Raw genomic sequence first — 16203 nt, forward strand, 5'->3', positions numbered from 1 at the left:
CGCCGGGTCACCGTGAGCGGTTGTGCAGCCGCTCGGTGTCCATGATGACCACGGCCTTGGCCTCGATGCGCAGCCATCCACGCTGGGCGAAGTCGGCGAGGGCCTTGTTGACCGTCTCCCGGGAGGCGCCCACGAGCTGGGCCAGCTCCTCCTGGGTCAGGTCGTGGTGGACGCGGAGCCCGTCCTCGGTGCGTGTGCCGAACCGCTCCGCCAGGTCCAGCAGGGCCTTGGCGACCCGGCCGGGCACGTCGGTGAAGACCAGGTCGGCCAGCACGTCGTTGGTGCGCCTCAGCCGCTGGGCCAGGGCCCGCAGGAGATGCAGGGCGACTTCGGGCCGTCCTGTCAGCCAGGGGCGGAGGTCGTCGTGGCCGAGCCCGGCCAGGCGGACGTCGGTCAACGCGATGGCTGACGCCGTACGTGGTCGTGGGTCGAAAAGGGAGAGTTCGCCGAACATCTCGCCTGGCCCCAGCACGCTCAACAGGTTCTCCCTGCCGTCAGGAGCCGTGCGCGATAGTTTGATCTTACCCTCCAGCACCACGTAGAGCCGGTCGCCGGTCTCGTTCTCGCTGAAGAGCGTCTGTCCCTTGGACAGCGCGACCTCGGTGATGCTCGTGCGCAGCGCGGCTGCGCCCTCACGATCGAGAGCGGCGAACAGGGGGGCCTTGCCCAGCACGTCGTCGGTGTTCACTCCTGCCTCCTCTGCAAGCCATTGTGACGCACGCCATCGGGCGGGTCATGGGGAGGCTGTGCGCATAGGCTGTCCGGGTGCCCCGCAAAGCTCTCAACTCCGCCGCTGGCGAGTCCCGGCTGGCCCTTGTCCGCCGTGCCCGTCGTATGAATCGGATACTGGCGGAAACCTACCCTGATGCCCACTGTGAGCTTGATTTCGGCAACCCGCTCGAACTGCTGGTCGCCACGATTCTCTCGGCGCAGTGTACGGACAAAAGGGTAAATATGGTTACTCCAACCCTTTTCGCGAAGTATCGGACAGTTGAAGATTACGCCGGGGCCGACCGTGCCGAGCTTGAAGAGATCATCCGATCCACCGGGTTCTTCCGCGCTAAGACCACCAGCATCATCGGCATGGCCCAGGCCGTCTGCGTCCGCTACGGCGGCCTGGTGCCCGGCCGCCTCAAGGACCTCGTCACGCTTCCCGGAGTCGGACGAAAAACCGCCAACGTGGTGCTCGGCAACGCCTTCGGCGTGCCCGGCATCACCGTGGACACCCACTTCCAGCGGCTCACCCGCCGCTTCGGATGGACCACCGAGACCGACCCGGTCAAGATCGAGCACGCTGTCGGCGCACTCATCCCGAAACGGGAGTGGACCGTCATGTCCCATCGGCTCATCTGGCACGGCCGCCGCATGTGCATCGCGCGCAAGCCCGCCTGCGGCGTGTGCCCCCTCGCCGCCCTCTGCCCGTCGTACGGCACAGGCCCCACAGATCCGGACCTCGCGGCCAAGCTCGTCCGCTCGGGCCCCTTCTCGTAAGCGTCCGGCCCCCGAGGCCCCACGGCGTACGGCGAGGGCTTCGGGCACCCCTACACTTCGGTCATCTTCGAAAGGCGCCCTGTGATCGACGCGACGCATGTGCCCGAGTGGCTTGCCACTCTGACGACGGCCGCCGGGAGGGCCCCGGTGCCCGGCTATCTGAAGCCGCCGGCCGACGGAGGTCGGGCCGCCGCGGTGCTCATGCTGTTCGGCGAGAGCCCGCAGGGCCCGGACGTCCTGCTGATCCAGCGCAGCTCCCGGGGCAGCCGGCACGCCGGTCAGCCCGCCTTCCCCGGCGGCGGAGTCGACCCGCAGGACGCGAGCCCGGCGGCCGCCGCGCTCCGTGAGGCGCGAGAGGAGACCGGGCTCGACCCCGCCGGGGTGGCGGTCGTCGGCGCCCTGCCCGAGCTTTACGTCGCGGCCAGCGACAACCGGGTCACTCCGGTGGTCGGCTGGTGGCACACTCCCTCGGCCGTGAGCGCCGCGTCCCCCGACGAGGTCGAGTCGGTCGAGCGCGTGCCTCTCGCGGAGCTGTGCGACCCGGGCAACCGGCTGCGCACACGCACCCCCAGCGGATATGTCGGCGCCGCCTTCCGGGTGCGCGGCCTGCTCGTGTGGGGGTTCACCGCCGGTCTGCTCGACCGTGTCCTGGCCGCGGGCCGCTTCGAGCGCCCCTGGGACGCCTCGCGGGTGGAGGATCTGCCCCCCGACGTGCTGGGCCTCGCCGGCCGCCGATAACCGGGCCTCGTCGCCCGGCGTCGACGGGGCCTCGCGGGCGGGCGTCGGGCGGGCCTCACCGGCCGGTGCTAACGCGGTCACAGGTCGGCCGACGTCAGTGCGAGGCCGAGAGCGGCCCAGTCGGCCACGTCGTCGTCGCCGTCCTCGACCAGGACGCGCAGCGCGGCCAGTCCCGTCGGGTCGGGAGGCGTGCCGACGACGTTGGGCAGGGCGTAGGCCGCGCCGTAGCGCACCCGCGGGTCCTCGTGCCGCGCGAGGTCGATCACGGTGGGGAGGGCCCGCCGGTCACGGAGGTGGCCGAGGGCGATGAGCACCGAGTAGAGCACGATCGGATCCTCCTCGCAGGTGGCGAGGAAGCGCAGGATCGGCAGGCTGCGGTCGGCGAACGGCCGGTCCGGCGTGCCGAGTTGCCCGAGGATGTCCACCCCGAGCACGCGTTCGGTGGTCGTCTGCCCGGCGCACAGCCGCCTGGCCTCGGTGAAGGTCGCCAGGTCGCCGCGCCGCTGCAGGTCGGCGATGGCCTGCCAGCGGATCGGGCCGTCGGGGTCTCGGTCGGTGAGGGCCGCTTGGACCAGATCGCTTATCTCCGTTGTCGCGGACATGAAGTCACGATAACGCTACGGAGAGTGTCTGCCTTTAGGGTGATCGGCGTGTCGGGCCGGAGCCGTACGAAGCCGCGGCTCGACGCGGCTCGACACGGTCCTTCGGCGAAGAACTACGCATGGACCGGGCACGCTGGATAACGTTGATAGCGTGCGCGGCGATCTCCTTGACCTCATCCTCATCGGATTGATGGTTGCCTTCGGCATATCGGGCTACCGTCAGGGCTTCATCGTCGGCGTGCTGAGCCTTGTGGGCTTCGTGGGCGGCGCCTTCCTCGGCGTCGCCATCGCTCCTTCGATAGCGCGGGCCGTGGTGACCGGTGACACCGAGCAGGCACTGCTCGCGATCGTCATCGTGTTCCTCGCCGCGACGGTCGGGCAGTTCGCGTCGTCGACGATCGGCGCCGTGGTGCGCAGCCACGTCACCTGGGAGCCGGCGAGGGTGGCCGACGCGGTCGGAGGCACCGTCACCAGCGCGTTATCCGTCTTGATCTTCGCCTGGTTGATCGGGTCTCTTGTCCGGGTCTCGCCGATTCCGCCGCTCAGCCAGCAGGTCAACGGGTCTCTGCTGCTCTCCACGGTCGACCAGGCCCTGCCGCAGGCGGCCAGGGCATGGCAGAAGCCCTTCCGGGAGTTCGTCGACAAGTCCGGCTTTCCCGCTGTCTTCGCGGAGATCGGCGCCGGCGCGTTCGTCGAGGTGCCGCCGCCCGACCGGGGCGTGCTGCAGGGGGGCGACCTCAAGAGGGCCCGCCAGGGCATCGTCAAGGTGCAGGGCCGCGCGCCGTCCTGCAACAAGCAGATCGAGGGCACCGGCTTCGTCTACGCCCAAGACCGCATCATGACCAACGCCCATGTCCTTGCGGGCGTGACCCAGAACATCACCGTCACCGACCACTCCGGCGAATCGCATTCCGCCCGCGTGGTGCTCTACAACCCCCGGCGCGACATCGCCGTCCTGTACGCCCCCGGTCTCAACCTGCCGGTGCTCCGCTTCGACGGCACCGCGGCCAAGGGCGACAGCGCCATCATCGCCGGCTACCCCCGCGGCGAGGGCTTCACGCCCCGCGCCGCCCGCATCCGCATCAAGCAGGACGCCAAGGGGCCCGACATCTACGGCCGCACCACCGTCGTCCGCGAGGTCTACGCCGTACGCGGGCTCGTCCAGCCCGGCAACTCCGGCGGACCGCTCCTCTCCCCCGACGGGCGCGTTTTCGGCGTCATCTTCGCCGCCGCGACCGACCAGGAGGAGACGGGCTACGTGCTCACCGCGGCGGAGGTCCGCCCCGACGCCCAGGCGGGGGCGGCGGCACGCCACTCCGTCGACACGCAGGACTGCGACTAGCTCACGGCGCCAGCGCCCCGAGCACGGACGCGATCGCCTCGTCGGCGTCGGCGTCCTCCCCGGCCGCCACCCGCCTCGCCGCCTCGGCCACAGACCGCGTGGCGATGCCGTACGGCTCCCGCCCCGCGCCGGCCACCCGCTCCGCGCCGCGCGCCAGCAGGGCGGACGCCCCCCGGGCGTTGCCGCGTTGCAGATGGGTCAGCCCCACGCAGATCTGGGCGAGCCCCTGCCACAGGTCCCTTTCGTCGTCGGGGCCGGTCTTCCACCGGGCCTCCAGCACCTCGTGCGCGTGGAACGGCCTCCGCTCGGCGAGCAGCCGTACGGCTTCCGCCACGGCCTCACCCGCCTCCGGCGCGTAGTCGTCGGGCACGCGCGGCACCCCGCCGGCCGCGCCGTACGGCAGAGGCCGCCCGAACGAGTCCCGGGGCCGCGCGTTCTGCGGCCTGCCCGCGGGGTCGCGATCACGTGGACGGGTGCCCATCATCGCTCCGGTTCCGGATCGGCGAGCCAGCCGAGCAGCTCGGAGTTGAAATGCTCGGGGCGCTCCTCATGCGGGAAATGCCCGGCCCCTTCGAGCAGGCGCCACCGGTACGGCGCGGCCACGTAACGGCCGGACCCCTGTGCCGTGCGCGGCAGGATGCACCGGTCCAGCGCGCCGTGGAGCTGGAGCGTGGGCGCCTCGACCTCGGCGCGCATCTGCCGGGCGAACCGCAGCCCGTCGGGGCGGAACTGCGACCGGAAGAACCACCGGTAGTACTCCAGCGAGCAGTGGGCGACGTGGGGGATGCGAAATACGTCCTGATAGCGGCGGGCCACGCTCTCTTCCGGCCACGACGGGCCCGACCAGCGGTCGAGCAGCCTGCCCACCAGCGCGCCCTCACGGCGCGCCAGGCGCCGTTCAGGCAGCATGGGGACCTGGAACCCGAGAGCGTATCTACTGGCCTTCAGCTGCCCTCTGAGGTCGCCGAACAGCGCCGCGCGCAGCCGTCGCGGATGCGGAGCCGACACCGCCACCAGGCGTCGCACCACCTTCGGATGGCGCGCGGCCATCGTCCAGCCCAGCAGCCCGCCCCAGTCGTGGCCCACCACGACGCCCGAGGGCTCGCCGAGCGCGCGGATCATCCCGGCCGCGTCTCCCGCCAGGGTCGGCAGGTCGTATCCGCGCGGAGGCTTGTCGCTCCCCCCGTAACCCCGCAGGTCCACCGCGACCGCCCGGAATCCGGCGGCCGACAGCGACTCCAACTGGTGCCGCCACGACCACCAGAACTGCGGAAAGCCATGCAGAAGCAGGACCAGCGGCCCCTCGCCCGCCTCCACGACGTGGAAACGCGTGCCTCCGGCGTGGACCGAGCGGTGCTCCCACGGGCCGTCGATCCTGACCAGCGACTCGTCAGGTGCCATCGCCGACCGACTTGGGCCCGGAAGCGCTCGACGCGCTGTCCAGCGGGACTCTGTGGATGCCGACCTGCCCTGCGGTCGGCAGCGACTCGGGCCCGGGCGCCCCGTGGGGCTGGACCGCGGGGGCCTTGCCGTCCACGTTGGCGATGTCCTTGAGGTCGCGCAGCGTGCGTGTGGTGCGCTTCATGCCGGACAGCCCCTTGAGGCGGCGGTATCCGATGAACACCAGCAGCGTGCTCACCACCAGGTAGAAGACCGTCACGATCAAGAAGGCGAGCCACTGCCAGAGACCGAGCGCGACCAGGGCGTAGGCGATGGTGAACGACCCCAGGATCAGGCACAGGTGGGCCATGAACGCCGCTGCGGCGAACAGCCCGCCCGCCGTGCCGACCCGCTTGGCGTCGAACCTGACCTCGGCCTTGGCCAGTTCGATCTCCGAGCGGATCAGGGTGGAGATGTGGGTGGTCGCCTCGGCGACGAGCGCGCCCAGGGACTCGCCCTCAGGTGGCGGAGCCGGTGTCTGCGGCATGACGTTCTCCTATCGGGTGCAGGAAGTGTCAAACATCATCCTGCGCGTTGAGACGGTTTCGTATGCGCACCCGGAGCAAGACGGCGGCCGCGACACTCGCCGCGAAGCTCGCCGCGAGCACCCCGGCCGTGACCGCGTTGGTCCGGGCCACGTCACCGCTGTACGCGAGGTTGCCGATCAGCAGCGAGACCGTGAACCCGATCCCGCCGAGGATCGAAACCGCCGCCATGTCACGCCAATTGAGCTCGTCGGACAGTCTGGCGAGCCCGAGGCGTACAGAAAGCCAGGCACCGCCGAACACCCCCAGGAACTTGCCGATCAGCAACCCGGCGATCACTCCCAGGACTATCCGGTCGGTAAAGATCAAGCTGAGGCTCTCATTGTCCAGCAATACCCCGGCGGACAGGAAGGCAAAGACCGGTACGGCAAAGCCCGCGGAGATCGGGCGCACGTAGTGGTCCGCCCGCTCGCACGGCGAATAGTCCTCGTCCGGTCCACTGTGCACCCTGGTGAGCAGTCCCAGCGCCACACCGGCCACCGTCGCGTGCACGCCGCTCACCTCGACGAAATACCAGGCCAGGAGGGCGACGGGGACCAGCACCCACCATGACGTGACGTGCTTGCGCTGCAGATACCAGTAGAGGACGAGGAAGAGGATCCCGGCCCCCAGCATGAGAAGGTTCAACCCGTCCGTATAGAAGAGCGCGATGATCGTGATGGCTCCGAGGTCGTCCACCACCGCACAGGTCAGCAGGAACGCGCGCAGTGACGAGGGCATCGCCGACGCCGTCACCGCCAGCACCGCCAGTGCGAACGCGATGTCGGTGGCCGTCGGAATGGCCCATCCCCGCGCCGCGTCCGGCGCGCCCCAGCTCACCAGCAGATAGACGATCGCGGGTACGGCCATGCCGGCGAATGCGGCGATGATCGGTAAGGCGGCCTTCTTGAGGTTGGACAGCTCGCCGTGGACGAACTCCTCTTTGACCTCAAGCCCGGCCACAAAGAAGAAGATCGTCAGGAGTCCGTTCTGGGCCCACTTCACAAGCTCCAGATCGAGGTGGAGGAACTCCGGGCCGATCTTCGTGCTGCGTAGCGCGTCGTATGACTCGTAGGAGATATTGGCCCAGATCAGTGCTACCACGGTGGCGACCAGCATCACGATGCCGCCGATGGTCTCTGTTCGCAGCGCTTCGGCTACTTGCCGGGTGTACCTTACGGTCGGCCGAAAAGGCCAGATTTGGGCCGCGCGGCGCATGCTCCCCCTTGGTGGCTAGTCACGATCGGGACGTTCCCCCCGCGGCCGACCAGACTTCCCGGCACACCTGCGCCCTAGAGTACCCAAGGAGCAAAAAAGATCACTTCATGGGTTCGAATCACACCAAAGAGCGCGGATCACCATCTCTGTGATCCGCGCTCTCCGCGTACTTCAGATACCTCGGCCCCTGGAGCCTCCCAGCGAGGTCAGTCTTCGCTCTTGGCCGACGGGAGCTTGCCGGCGATCAGGTTCATCACCGAGTCGTCCGTCAGCGTCGTCACGTCACCGAGCGAACGGTTCTCCGCCACGTCCCGCAGCAGCCGGCGCATGATCTTGCCCGACCGGGTCTTCGGCAACTCGGGCACCACCAGGATCTGGCGCGGCTTGGCGATCGGGCCGAGGGTCTTGGCCACGTGCGACCGCAGCTCGGCGGCGATGTCGGCGCTCTCCTCGGCGCTGCCGCGCAGGATGGTGAACGCCACGATCGCCTGCCCCGTCACCGGGTCGGTGGCGCCGACCACGGCCGCCTCCGCGACCTTCGGATGCGACACCAGCGCCGACTCCACTTCTGTCGTGGAGATGTTGTGCCCCGAGACGAGCATGACGTCGTCGACCCGGCCGAGCAGCCACAGGTCGCCGTCCTCGTCCCGCTTGGCGCCGTCGCCGGGGAAGTACATCCCGTCGAAGCGCGACCAGTACGTGTCGATGTAGCGCTGGTCGTCGCCCCAGATCGTGCGGAGCATCGACGGCCACGGATCGCGCACCACGAGGAATCCGCCGCCGCCGTTCGGCACGGACCGCGCCTGGTCGTCGACCACGTCGGCGGTGATGCCCGGCAGCGGGCGCATCGCCGCACCGGGCTTGCCCGCAGACACGCCGGGCAGCGGGCTGATCATGATGCCGCCGGTCTCGGTCTGCCACCACGTGTCCACCACCGGGCAGCGGTTGCCGCCGATGTGCTCGCGGTACCAGACATACGCCTCAGGGTTGATCGGCTCGCCCACGCTGCCGAGAATGCGCAGCGAGGACATGTCGAACTTCGCGGGGATGTCGTCGCCCCACTTCATGAACGTCCGGATGGCGGTGGGCGCGGTGTAGAGGATCGTGACCTTGTACTTCTGCACGACCTCCCAGAACCGGCCCTTGTGCGGAGTGTCCGGCGTGCCCTCGTAGATCACGCTGGTCGCTCCGTTGGCCAGCGGTCCGTACACGATGTACGAGTGCCCCGTCACCCAGCCGATGTCCGCCGTACACCAGTAGATGTCGGTCTCGGGCTTCAGGTCGAACACCGCGTCGTGCGTCCACGCCACCTGCGTCAGGTAGCCGCCCGTCGTGTGCAGGATGCCCTTCGGCCTGCCCGTCGTGCCGCTCGTGTAGAGGATGTAGAGCGGGTCCTCGGCGTCGTGCGGCACCGGCTCGTGCACGTCGCTCTGGCGGTCGACCAGGTCGTGCCACCAGACGTCACGGTCGGTGAAGTCCACGTCCTCGCCGGTGCGCCGCACCACGAGGACGCTGGTCACGTTCGGGCACTCCTTGAGCGCCTCGTCCACCGTCGGCTTCAACGCGCTCGGCGCCCCGCGCCTGAACCCGCCGTCGGCCGTCACCACGACCTTCGCGTCGGCGTCCTGAATGCGGCCGCTCAGCGCGGTCGCGGAGAACCCGCCGAACACCACCGAGTGGATCGCGCCGATCCGCGCGCAGGCCAGCAGGGTGATCGGCAGTTCCGGGATCATCGGCATGTAGACCGCGACCCGGTCGCCCTTGCGGACTCCGAGCTCCTCAAGCGCGTTGGCGGCCTTGGAGACCTCACGCTTCAGATCGGCATACGTGAGGGTACGGCTGTCGCCCTCCGGCTCGCCCTCCCAGTAGTAGGCCACCTTGTCGCCGTTGCCGGCCTCCACATGGCGGTCGACACAGTTGTAGGCCACGTTCAGCTTGCCGCCGACGAACCACTTGGCGAAGGGCGGGTTCCATTCCAGTGTGGTGTTCCAGCGCTCGGCCCACGTCAGACGGTCGGCCGCGCGCTCCCAGAACCCGAGCCGGTCCTTGGCGGCCTCCTCGTAGGCCGCGGCGGTCACGTTGGCGTTCGCGGCCAACTCGGCCGGGGGCGGGAACTTGCGGTTCTCTTGAAGCAGGTTCGACAGGGTCTCCTGGGACTCACCGGGATCGCGACCAGGGGTGTCCGCCGCCACTACATACTCCTTCACGTGTCCTAAGGCCGCGCTCGCCCGGCCAGGTGGCCGCGCGGACTCGGGGCCGGCTTCGCCGTACCGGGCCTGATTGTGTCTGCTTGCATCCCACTTCACCAGCCGACGTGCGCTCCCCACAAGAGGTCTAGACAGGTCTGTACCGAAGGGTCGCATGATCGGTTGATGTTCACAGGTTCATGACAATCACGTCTGAAACGTTGTAATACCGAAATAATACGAAACGTGGGTGTTTCCGGACACGGCGCGCCGAGCGGTTCCGATCAATCGCCGAACGACCATTCCACGGTGATCCGGCCCAGTCCGCAGTCCGCGCCTTCAGGAAGCCTTCAGGAGTCCTTAGGGAGCCTTGGGGCCGGAAGCCTTTGGGCCTGGGGCGAGTGTACGTTTGGGCCCCGGGTGCGCGGCCGGATCCAGTGGGGCGACGGCGGCCCTCATGGGAGCGTGCCGGTAGGGTCTGGGCTCGTGAAGGACCCACTGGCTGCCATCGCCGAACTTCCTGGAGTGTCCGAGACGGTCCAGCAGGCCAGAGAGGCGGTCGACCGGCTCTACCGCCATCGCGTGCTCCGCCGCAGAAGCCCTGAGGTGTCTGCCGAGTCCGCCCTCCGGGGCGCCCGCGCCTCAGCGGCCCTGGAAGGCGTCGACGTGCCTCTCGACGCCCTCCGCAGGGAAGAGGTCACAGACCCGATCGTCCACGGCGCGCTGCGCGTCACCGCCGAACTCGGACGTCTCGGCAAGACATGGCGCACGGCGCCGCGCCAAGTTCTCGCCCGCCTCCACACCCTCGCCGCCGCCGGCCTCGTCGGCGAACCGCTCCTCGGCCGCCCCCGCACCGAAGCCGGCGCCCCGGACCCCCTCGGACTCGGCTCCGTCCCCCCGCCCGCCGAGACCTCGGCCCGCATGGACGGCCTGGTCACCCTCGTGACCGGCCCCACCGCCGCCCCCGCGCTCGTTCTGGCCGCCATCGTCCACGCCGAACTCGCCGTGCTGCGGCCCTTCGGCTCGGCAGACGGACTCATCGCCAGAGCCGCGGAACGGCTCACCCTCGTGGAGTTCGGGCTCGACCCCAAATCCCTCGCGGTCGTGGAAGCCGGACACCTGGAGCTCGGCGGTGACTACGCGAAGGCCCTGAGCGGCTACCTCACCGGCACGCCGGAGGGCGTGGCCCAGTGGGTGAGCCACTGCGCGTCCGCGGTCACCCTCGGGGTCCGTGAGGCCACGGCCATCTGCGAGGCGATGCAGCGGGGGTAGCGAGGGGCAGCGGAGCCGGGAGTCCTGGAGCCCTGGAGTCCTGGAGTCCTGGAGGCGACGCCCCGGGCGGGCGACCGACTTGGGGAGCATGTCCGGACACAGCGGACGGCGTCCCTGGACTGGGACGCCGTCGCCAGCACGTCACGCCGGGTTACCAAGCGTGCACCTGTATTCGTCGGACCGGGTCAAGCCCGTCTCGACGCGCCTCCCGCGGCTGGTCGCGCGTGGGTACCCGGCGGCCGTGCCCCGGACGTGTTGTCCGTGAAACCTTTCTACGACGGATTCGTGCAGATGGGAAGGCCCGGTTCCAAGCTCTTTGCCAACTGGCGGGACTTTGGTGGGCGAACCTCACTTATCACCCTGCAAGTCGTCAAAACTATGCAGGACCTCCGCGAGTCGGCTCGTCCCGCTGATCACTCACGGTAATGATCTCCGGGTGTGGCGCGAAAGAATGGAGGCGGTTACGCAAAGTGTCTGGTTCGTTACCCCGAAAAATCTAGCGGAAATCGTAGATTTCGCCTCGACGAAACTCGCGTTGATCGGGCACCATACGGTGGTATCTCCCTAAACTGGAGTGCCTGCGCATGGGCAACCTTTGCAACTCCCGTGCCATGTTCTGGTTAACTGTTGAAAGACTTTTTTCCTAAACGGGACCGGCTCTACCCCCCCGGAGCCGGACCGCTCGGCGACCCCCGCTCTCCCCCCCGGCGGGGGTCGCCTTTTTTCTCCAGCCCCTTCGGCCTCACGGGCCTCCGGGCTCCACCGGCTCTTACCGGCGCCAGGCGCCAGGCGCCAGGCCCGCCCTACGGCACAAGCCCCGCACGCGTCCCCGCACGCGTCCCCGCACGCGTCCCCGCACGCGTCCCCGCACGCGTCCCCGCACGCGTCGCGTACGCGGGCAGCGCCTCCCCGGGCCTCCCTGGGCCTCCCCGGGCTCGGCTGTGCCCGCGTGATCCGCCTGGCACCCGCCGTGGTCATCCACAGGTCGGCCGGAGGATGGCGACTATCCCCAGAATCACGTTCGGCCCCATGGGCGGCCCCTGAGCCGGGGCATCCTGAGCCTCCTCGAAACGAAGGAGGCAGGAATGAACCGCCCTTTGATCGTCACCGACCACCCGGAGCTCCTCGATGACCTGCTCCGCATCGCCGCGGCGGCCGGGGCCGAGCTGACGGTCGCGCACGCGGCCGTCCACGCCAAGCCGTTCTGGAGCCGGGCACCGGTCGTCGTCGTGGGCGATGACATGGCCGACGCCGTCGCGGCGATGGCGCCCCCGGCGCGCGACAGGGTCCTGCTCGTCACGCGCGAACACGACGATCCGGCCTCTTGGCGCCGATGCGTCGCCGTCGGGGCTCAAGGCGTTCTGGAGCTTCCCGACGCCGAGCGGCGACTCGTCGACGAGTTCGCCGACGCCGTGGAGCCGGTGACCAGGGCGGGGGTGACGGTCTGCGTGATAGGCGGGCGCGGCGGCGCGGGAGCAAGCGTGTTGGCGGCCTCGCTCGCGGTCAGCGCGTCGCGCAAACGCCTGCGCACCCTGCTCGTCGACGCCGACCCCTTGGGCGGCGGCATCGACGCCCTCATGGGCCAGGAGTCCGCCGAAGGCGCGCGCTGGTCCGACCTGGTGGCCCGGGAGGGCCGCATCAGTTTCACGGCCCTGCACGCGGCGCTGCCCTCCTTCGGCGAGTTGGCAGTCCTCGCGTTCCACCGGGGCCATGCAGCACAGATTCCGGCCGAGGCCATGCGCTCCGTGCTGCACGCGGGCCAACGCGGATTCGACCTCGTCGTCATCGACCTGCCCCGCCATCTCGACCTCGCGGCGGCCGAAGCGCTGGCGCGAGCCGGCACGACCCTGCTGGTCGTCACCGCCGACGTCCGAGGGGTCCTCGCGGGCGCCCAGGTGCTCGCCTGCCTTCAGCAGCACACCCGCGACGTGCGGGCGGTGGTCCGTGAAGGCGTCCTGGACAAGACGGTGGTGTGCGACTCGCTGGGCATTCCCCACGCGGGTGTCCTGCCTGACCAGCCGCGCCTCGCGATGGCTCTCAACCGGGGCAGCCCTCCTCCGTTGGGGACCCGCACTCCGCTGGGCCGACTCTGCGTGTCCTTTCTCGGCACCTTGCTCACCCCTGAGCCCACGGGTTCACACCGGGGGTGACGTCCGGCCGGGTGCCGGGCATGGCGGGCGGCTTCTTCCGGCGTCGGCCGGCACCGGCCCGGAGGAGAGGGAGGTCATGCGGGGAGGAAGAGCGGCCGGGTGGGTGCCTCCGGAGCGCCGGCCGTTGATCGCCGGCTGTGGCCGAAGACGCCCTGGGCCGAGTGGAGGCCCGATACCCCTCCGAAACAGCCTTCCCTTGTCTCGAACAGGTGCTCCCGTCAGGAGCGATCCGCTGATCCATTCAGCACTGTGGAGGAAAAGTGAGCATGATGAGCATTGACCACTCGGTGGTCTCTTCCGACCTCCTGGAGGCCGTTCGGCTACGGATCGCGCGGTCAGGAGTCGAGCCGACCGCCGCTCACGTGGCAGCCGCGGTAAGGGCCGAGAAAGCGGTGCTCGGCGACGCCGAGATCCTCACCGTCGCGCGGGTGCTCTGCGCCGACCTCATCGGAGCCGGGCCCTTGGAGCCGCTGCTCGCCGAGCCGGACGTGACCGACGTCCTGGTCAACGGCCCGAAGGAGGTGTGGGTCGACGACGGTCTCGGGCTGCGGCGCACGTCTGTCGTCTTTCCCGATGACGACGCCGTCAGACGGCTTGCCCAACGGCTCGCATCCGCGGCAGGCCGACGGTTGGACGACGCCTCTCCACACGTTGACGCGCGGCTTGCGGGCGGTGTCCGCTTGCACGCGGTCCTCGCGCCGATCGCGCCGGGAGGCACGTGCATCTCGCTGAGGCTTCCCCCTCGGCGCACCTTCACCATGCCCGACCTCGTGCGGTCGGGAGCCATCCCCGCCGACGCCGCCGATGTGCTCGCCGCCGTCGTGGACGCACGTCTCGCGTTCCTCGTCACCGGCGGCACCGGCACCGGCAAAACGACGTTGCTCTCGGCCCTTCTCTCACTGGCGGATCCCTCTGAGCGGCTTCTTCTCGTCGAGGACTCCGCTGAGCTCCAGCCGCGCCACCCGCACGTGGTGCGGCTGGAGTCACGCCCCGCCAACGTGGAAGGCGCGGGCGGTGTGGGCCTTCAAGACCTCGTGCGCCAGGCACTGCGGATGCGCCCTGACCGGTTGGTCGTCGGTGAGGTGAGAGGAGCCGAGGCGATCACCTTGCTGGCAGCCCTCAACACCGGGCACGAAGGCGGCTGCGGCACCCTGCACGCCAATACGGCGGCCGACGTGCCTCCTCGGCTGGAGGCCCTCGCCTGTGCGGCGGGTCTGACCCGGGAGGCACTGCACAGTCAGCTTGCCGCCGCACTCGACGTCATCATTCACCTGGTCCGCGACCAACTCGGCGGGCGCCGCAGAATCGCGGAGATCTGCCTGCTCAACCGCCTGCCCGATGGCTTGGTGGAAGCCGCACCCGCCTTGACCTTCACCCCTGAGGGCTCCACCATCCACGGCCTCGCCCTCCCGGCCCTGCGCAAGCGCATCCTCCAACGAAGAAGATCGCACAAGGTCTATGGCTGGGGATGAGCACCGGCGTGTGACGGGCCTTGCGCTTATCAGCATGCGGGAGACCACAGCTTCGGCACTGATTCGGCACTGATTCGGCACTGATTCGGCACGGCGAACGCCGCCTGATGAGGGTTGTCGGATGTCCCGGCCACGGATTTCACCGCGGGCCCGTGCATGTCGTGGGCATATGCCTGTGCATGTTCTGATCGCATTCGGCTCTGACACGTCAGAGAAACCGCTCAACCTCATATCGTTCGTGTGCCGCCCCTCCGGCCCGACCCATTAAGGAAGCACGGTGCTGACGATTATCGCTTCAGTTGGTGTTATGACCGCACTATGGTGCTGGTCGGCTCCACATTCGGAGACGGCGCGATTGCGGCGCCTCCATACCGGAGGTGACGTCCGCCAACGCCGTCATTTTAAGCAGGCTTGGAGCATACGCACTGCATGGCTTCTCCATATCCAACGGCATGCGGTGTGGCGAGGCAAATCTCAAGAAGTCATCGCATGGCGTCGCGCCCAAGTCGAGTTCTGCCAAGGACTCTCCGCTGAGCTCTCCGCAGGGCGCACCCCCGGTGAGGCGATGGTCCGCGTCATCGCGACCTCCGACTTTCCCGACCCGTCGCGCTTCGCCGCCGTGGCGGCAGCCGCGCAGGACGGACGCGACGTCGCCGCCGCCCTCGTGCGCGCAGCGCCCAGGCTCGGAGGGGAGGGCTTACAGAGGCTTGCCGCCTGCTGGCAGGCGAGTCATACGGCGGGAGCCGCCCTGGCCCCTCTCATCGATCAGGTCGCCGCCTCCCTCCGCGCATCCCTACGCCACCATGAGGAACTCACCGCCCATCTGTCCGGTCCCCGAGCCACGGCCAAGCTCCTGGCGATCCTTCCTCTGCTCGGCATCCTTATGGGAATCGGATTGGGGATGAGTCCGTTGGATTTTCTCTTCGGCGGTCCAGCCGGCTTTGCCTGCCTTGCGGCGGGTGTGGCCTTGAATCTCGCCGGTTTGTGGTGGATCCACCGGATGGTGAGCCGAGTGCAGGAGCCGTAGCGGTTGCGATTCGTGATCTCCAAATCACCGCGTCGGCCTTCAGCGCTGCTGCAAAATTGTGCGAGAAAGAGTAGTTCCTTTTATCGGTGGTCGTCTCGCCATAGTCGTCGCCTCGCCATGGCCTCCGTGTGTGAAATATCCGCCCTTTAAATCCGTCGGTGCAATACGTGTCGATTCCTCTGTGGAAAACGCTCTCCCGTGGCTGGAGGAATGTGTCGTGCTGCGGGATATGTGGACCCAGAGGCTTGCCGCCGGCCGTGTCGAAAACCTCTGGTCGGCTCAGATGCCCGCGACGGTGAAATCCCTGCCGCTCAACCACGCAGATTCAACTACAGTATCGAGGTGAGATCGCCGTCGTGATCCTTATAGCCGCCCTGCTCGTGTCACTCGCTTCATGGTGCTGGCTTTCCGCCGGCAGACCAAGTGAGCGTCTTTCAGAGCTTCTCGGGAGATCCGCTCCTACTGCGTCTCCACCTGAACGGGCCGACGCAGCCGCACCCCGAAAGATCTCATATGCTCCGAAGGCCACACATGGCTTACAAATCGCCCTAGAGGAGTTGCCGAATTCCAAGGCCATCCCAGGGTATTCCAGAGGTGGCACGCGGCGTAAAGCGGTGGTTGGAATGCGCCCCGGTCGCCGGTCGGCGATATCGACGACCCGGCCGGGTGAAGCTCTCGCTTCGTTGCGCTCCGCAGAGGTCTCCAGCAATAGGAACGGGAAGCCGCCTCAGTGGGTCGTCA

At 68.9% G+C, this 16203-nt stretch carries 14 protein-coding genes; 7 read left to right on the forward strand and 7 right to left on the reverse strand.

The window, feature by feature from the left end:
* Window positions 1–7: 7 nt before the first annotated feature.
* Window positions 8–688: a Crp/Fnr family transcriptional regulator gene (locus BLQ73_RS05340; protein WP_093168864.1), complete on the reverse strand. Its 681-nt coding sequence runs from the start codon at window positions 686–688 to the stop codon at window positions 8–10.
* Between the two features lie 77 nt (window positions 689–765).
* Here BLQ73_RS05340 and nth point away from each other — a divergent pair, with 77 nt between their 5' ends.
* Window positions 766–1491, forward strand: coding sequence for an endonuclease III (gene nth, locus BLQ73_RS05345; RefSeq protein WP_420819992.1), 726 nt, complete (start codon window positions 766–768; stop codon window positions 1489–1491).
* Window positions 1492–1572: 81 nt separating this feature from the next.
* The gene (locus BLQ73_RS05350) at window positions 1573–2229 is read left to right on the forward strand and encodes an NUDIX hydrolase (RefSeq protein WP_176955286.1); all 657 of its coding nucleotides are present in this window, start codon (window positions 1573–1575) and stop codon (window positions 2227–2229) included.
* 77 nt (window positions 2230–2306) lie between these two features.
* On the opposite strand, the gene BLQ73_RS05355 is transcribed toward BLQ73_RS05350, so the two are convergent.
* Complete coding sequence (locus tag BLQ73_RS05355; RefSeq protein WP_093168868.1) at window positions 2307–2831, reverse strand: HEAT repeat domain-containing protein; 525 nt, start codon at window positions 2829–2831, stop codon at window positions 2307–2309.
* A 151-nt stretch (window positions 2832–2982) separates the two neighbouring features.
* On the opposite strand from BLQ73_RS05355, the gene BLQ73_RS05360 reads away from it, so the two are divergent.
* Window positions 2983–4173, forward strand: coding sequence for a MarP family serine protease (locus tag BLQ73_RS05360; RefSeq protein WP_093168870.1), 1191 nt, complete (start codon window positions 2983–2985; stop codon window positions 4171–4173).
* A gap of 1 nt (window position 4174) precedes the next feature.
* Here BLQ73_RS05360 and BLQ73_RS05365 read toward each other — a convergent pair whose 3' ends face one another.
* The 5 genes from BLQ73_RS05365 to acs form a co-directional block, all read right to left on the reverse strand.
* Window positions 4175–4654, reverse strand: a complete 480-nt coding sequence (locus tag BLQ73_RS05365) for a DUF309 domain-containing protein (protein WP_245690810.1) — start codon at window positions 4652–4654, stop codon at window positions 4175–4177.
* Window positions 4654–5574 (reverse strand): alpha/beta fold hydrolase, encoded by a 921-nt coding sequence (locus BLQ73_RS05370; RefSeq protein WP_093168874.1) that lies wholly within the window; start codon window positions 5572–5574, stop codon window positions 4654–4656. The genes BLQ73_RS05365 and BLQ73_RS05370 overlap by 1 nt, the downstream gene beginning before the upstream one ends.
* Window positions 5564–6100, reverse strand: a complete 537-nt coding sequence (locus tag BLQ73_RS05375) for a phage holin family protein (RefSeq protein ID WP_218125632.1) — start codon at window positions 6098–6100, stop codon at window positions 5564–5566. The genes BLQ73_RS05370 and BLQ73_RS05375 overlap by 11 nt, the downstream gene beginning before the upstream one ends.
* Before the next feature lie 28 nt (window positions 6101–6128).
* Complete coding sequence (gene nhaA / locus BLQ73_RS05380) at window positions 6129–7355, reverse strand: Na+/H+ antiporter NhaA (RefSeq protein WP_093168877.1); 1227 nt, start codon at window positions 7353–7355, stop codon at window positions 6129–6131.
* Window positions 7356–7561: 206 nt separating this feature from the next.
* Complete coding sequence (gene acs, locus BLQ73_RS05385) at window positions 7562–9547, reverse strand: acetate--CoA ligase (protein WP_093168879.1); 1986 nt, start codon at window positions 9545–9547, stop codon at window positions 7562–7564.
* Window positions 9548–10027: 480 nt separating this feature from the next.
* Here acs and BLQ73_RS05390 point away from each other — a divergent pair, with 480 nt between their 5' ends.
* The 4 genes from BLQ73_RS05390 (at window position 10028) to BLQ73_RS34465 (ending at window position 15462) form a co-directional block, all read left to right on the forward strand.
* Window positions 10028–10813, forward strand: coding sequence for a Fic family protein (locus BLQ73_RS05390; RefSeq protein ID WP_093168881.1), 786 nt, complete (start codon window positions 10028–10030; stop codon window positions 10811–10813).
* Window positions 10814–11898: 1085 nt separating this feature from the next.
* Window positions 11899–12963: a septum site-determining protein Ssd gene (ssd, locus tag BLQ73_RS05395; RefSeq protein WP_093168883.1), complete on the forward strand. Its 1065-nt coding sequence runs from the start codon at window positions 11899–11901 to the stop codon at window positions 12961–12963.
* A gap of 266 nt (window positions 12964–13229) precedes the next feature.
* Entirely contained in the window at window positions 13230–14435 is a 1206-nt protein-coding gene (locus BLQ73_RS05400) for a TadA family conjugal transfer-associated ATPase (RefSeq protein ID WP_245690811.1), read from the forward strand.
* A gap of 307 nt (window positions 14436–14742) precedes the next feature.
* Entirely contained in the window at window positions 14743–15462 is a 720-nt protein-coding gene (locus BLQ73_RS34465) for a type II secretion system F family protein (protein ID WP_093168885.1), read from the forward strand.
* Window positions 15463–16203 lie beyond the last annotated feature (741 nt).

It is taken from the genome of Sinosporangium album (assembly GCF_900100605.1).
Taxonomy (GTDB): domain Bacteria; phylum Actinomycetota; class Actinomycetes; order Streptosporangiales; family Streptosporangiaceae; genus Sinosporangium; species Sinosporangium album.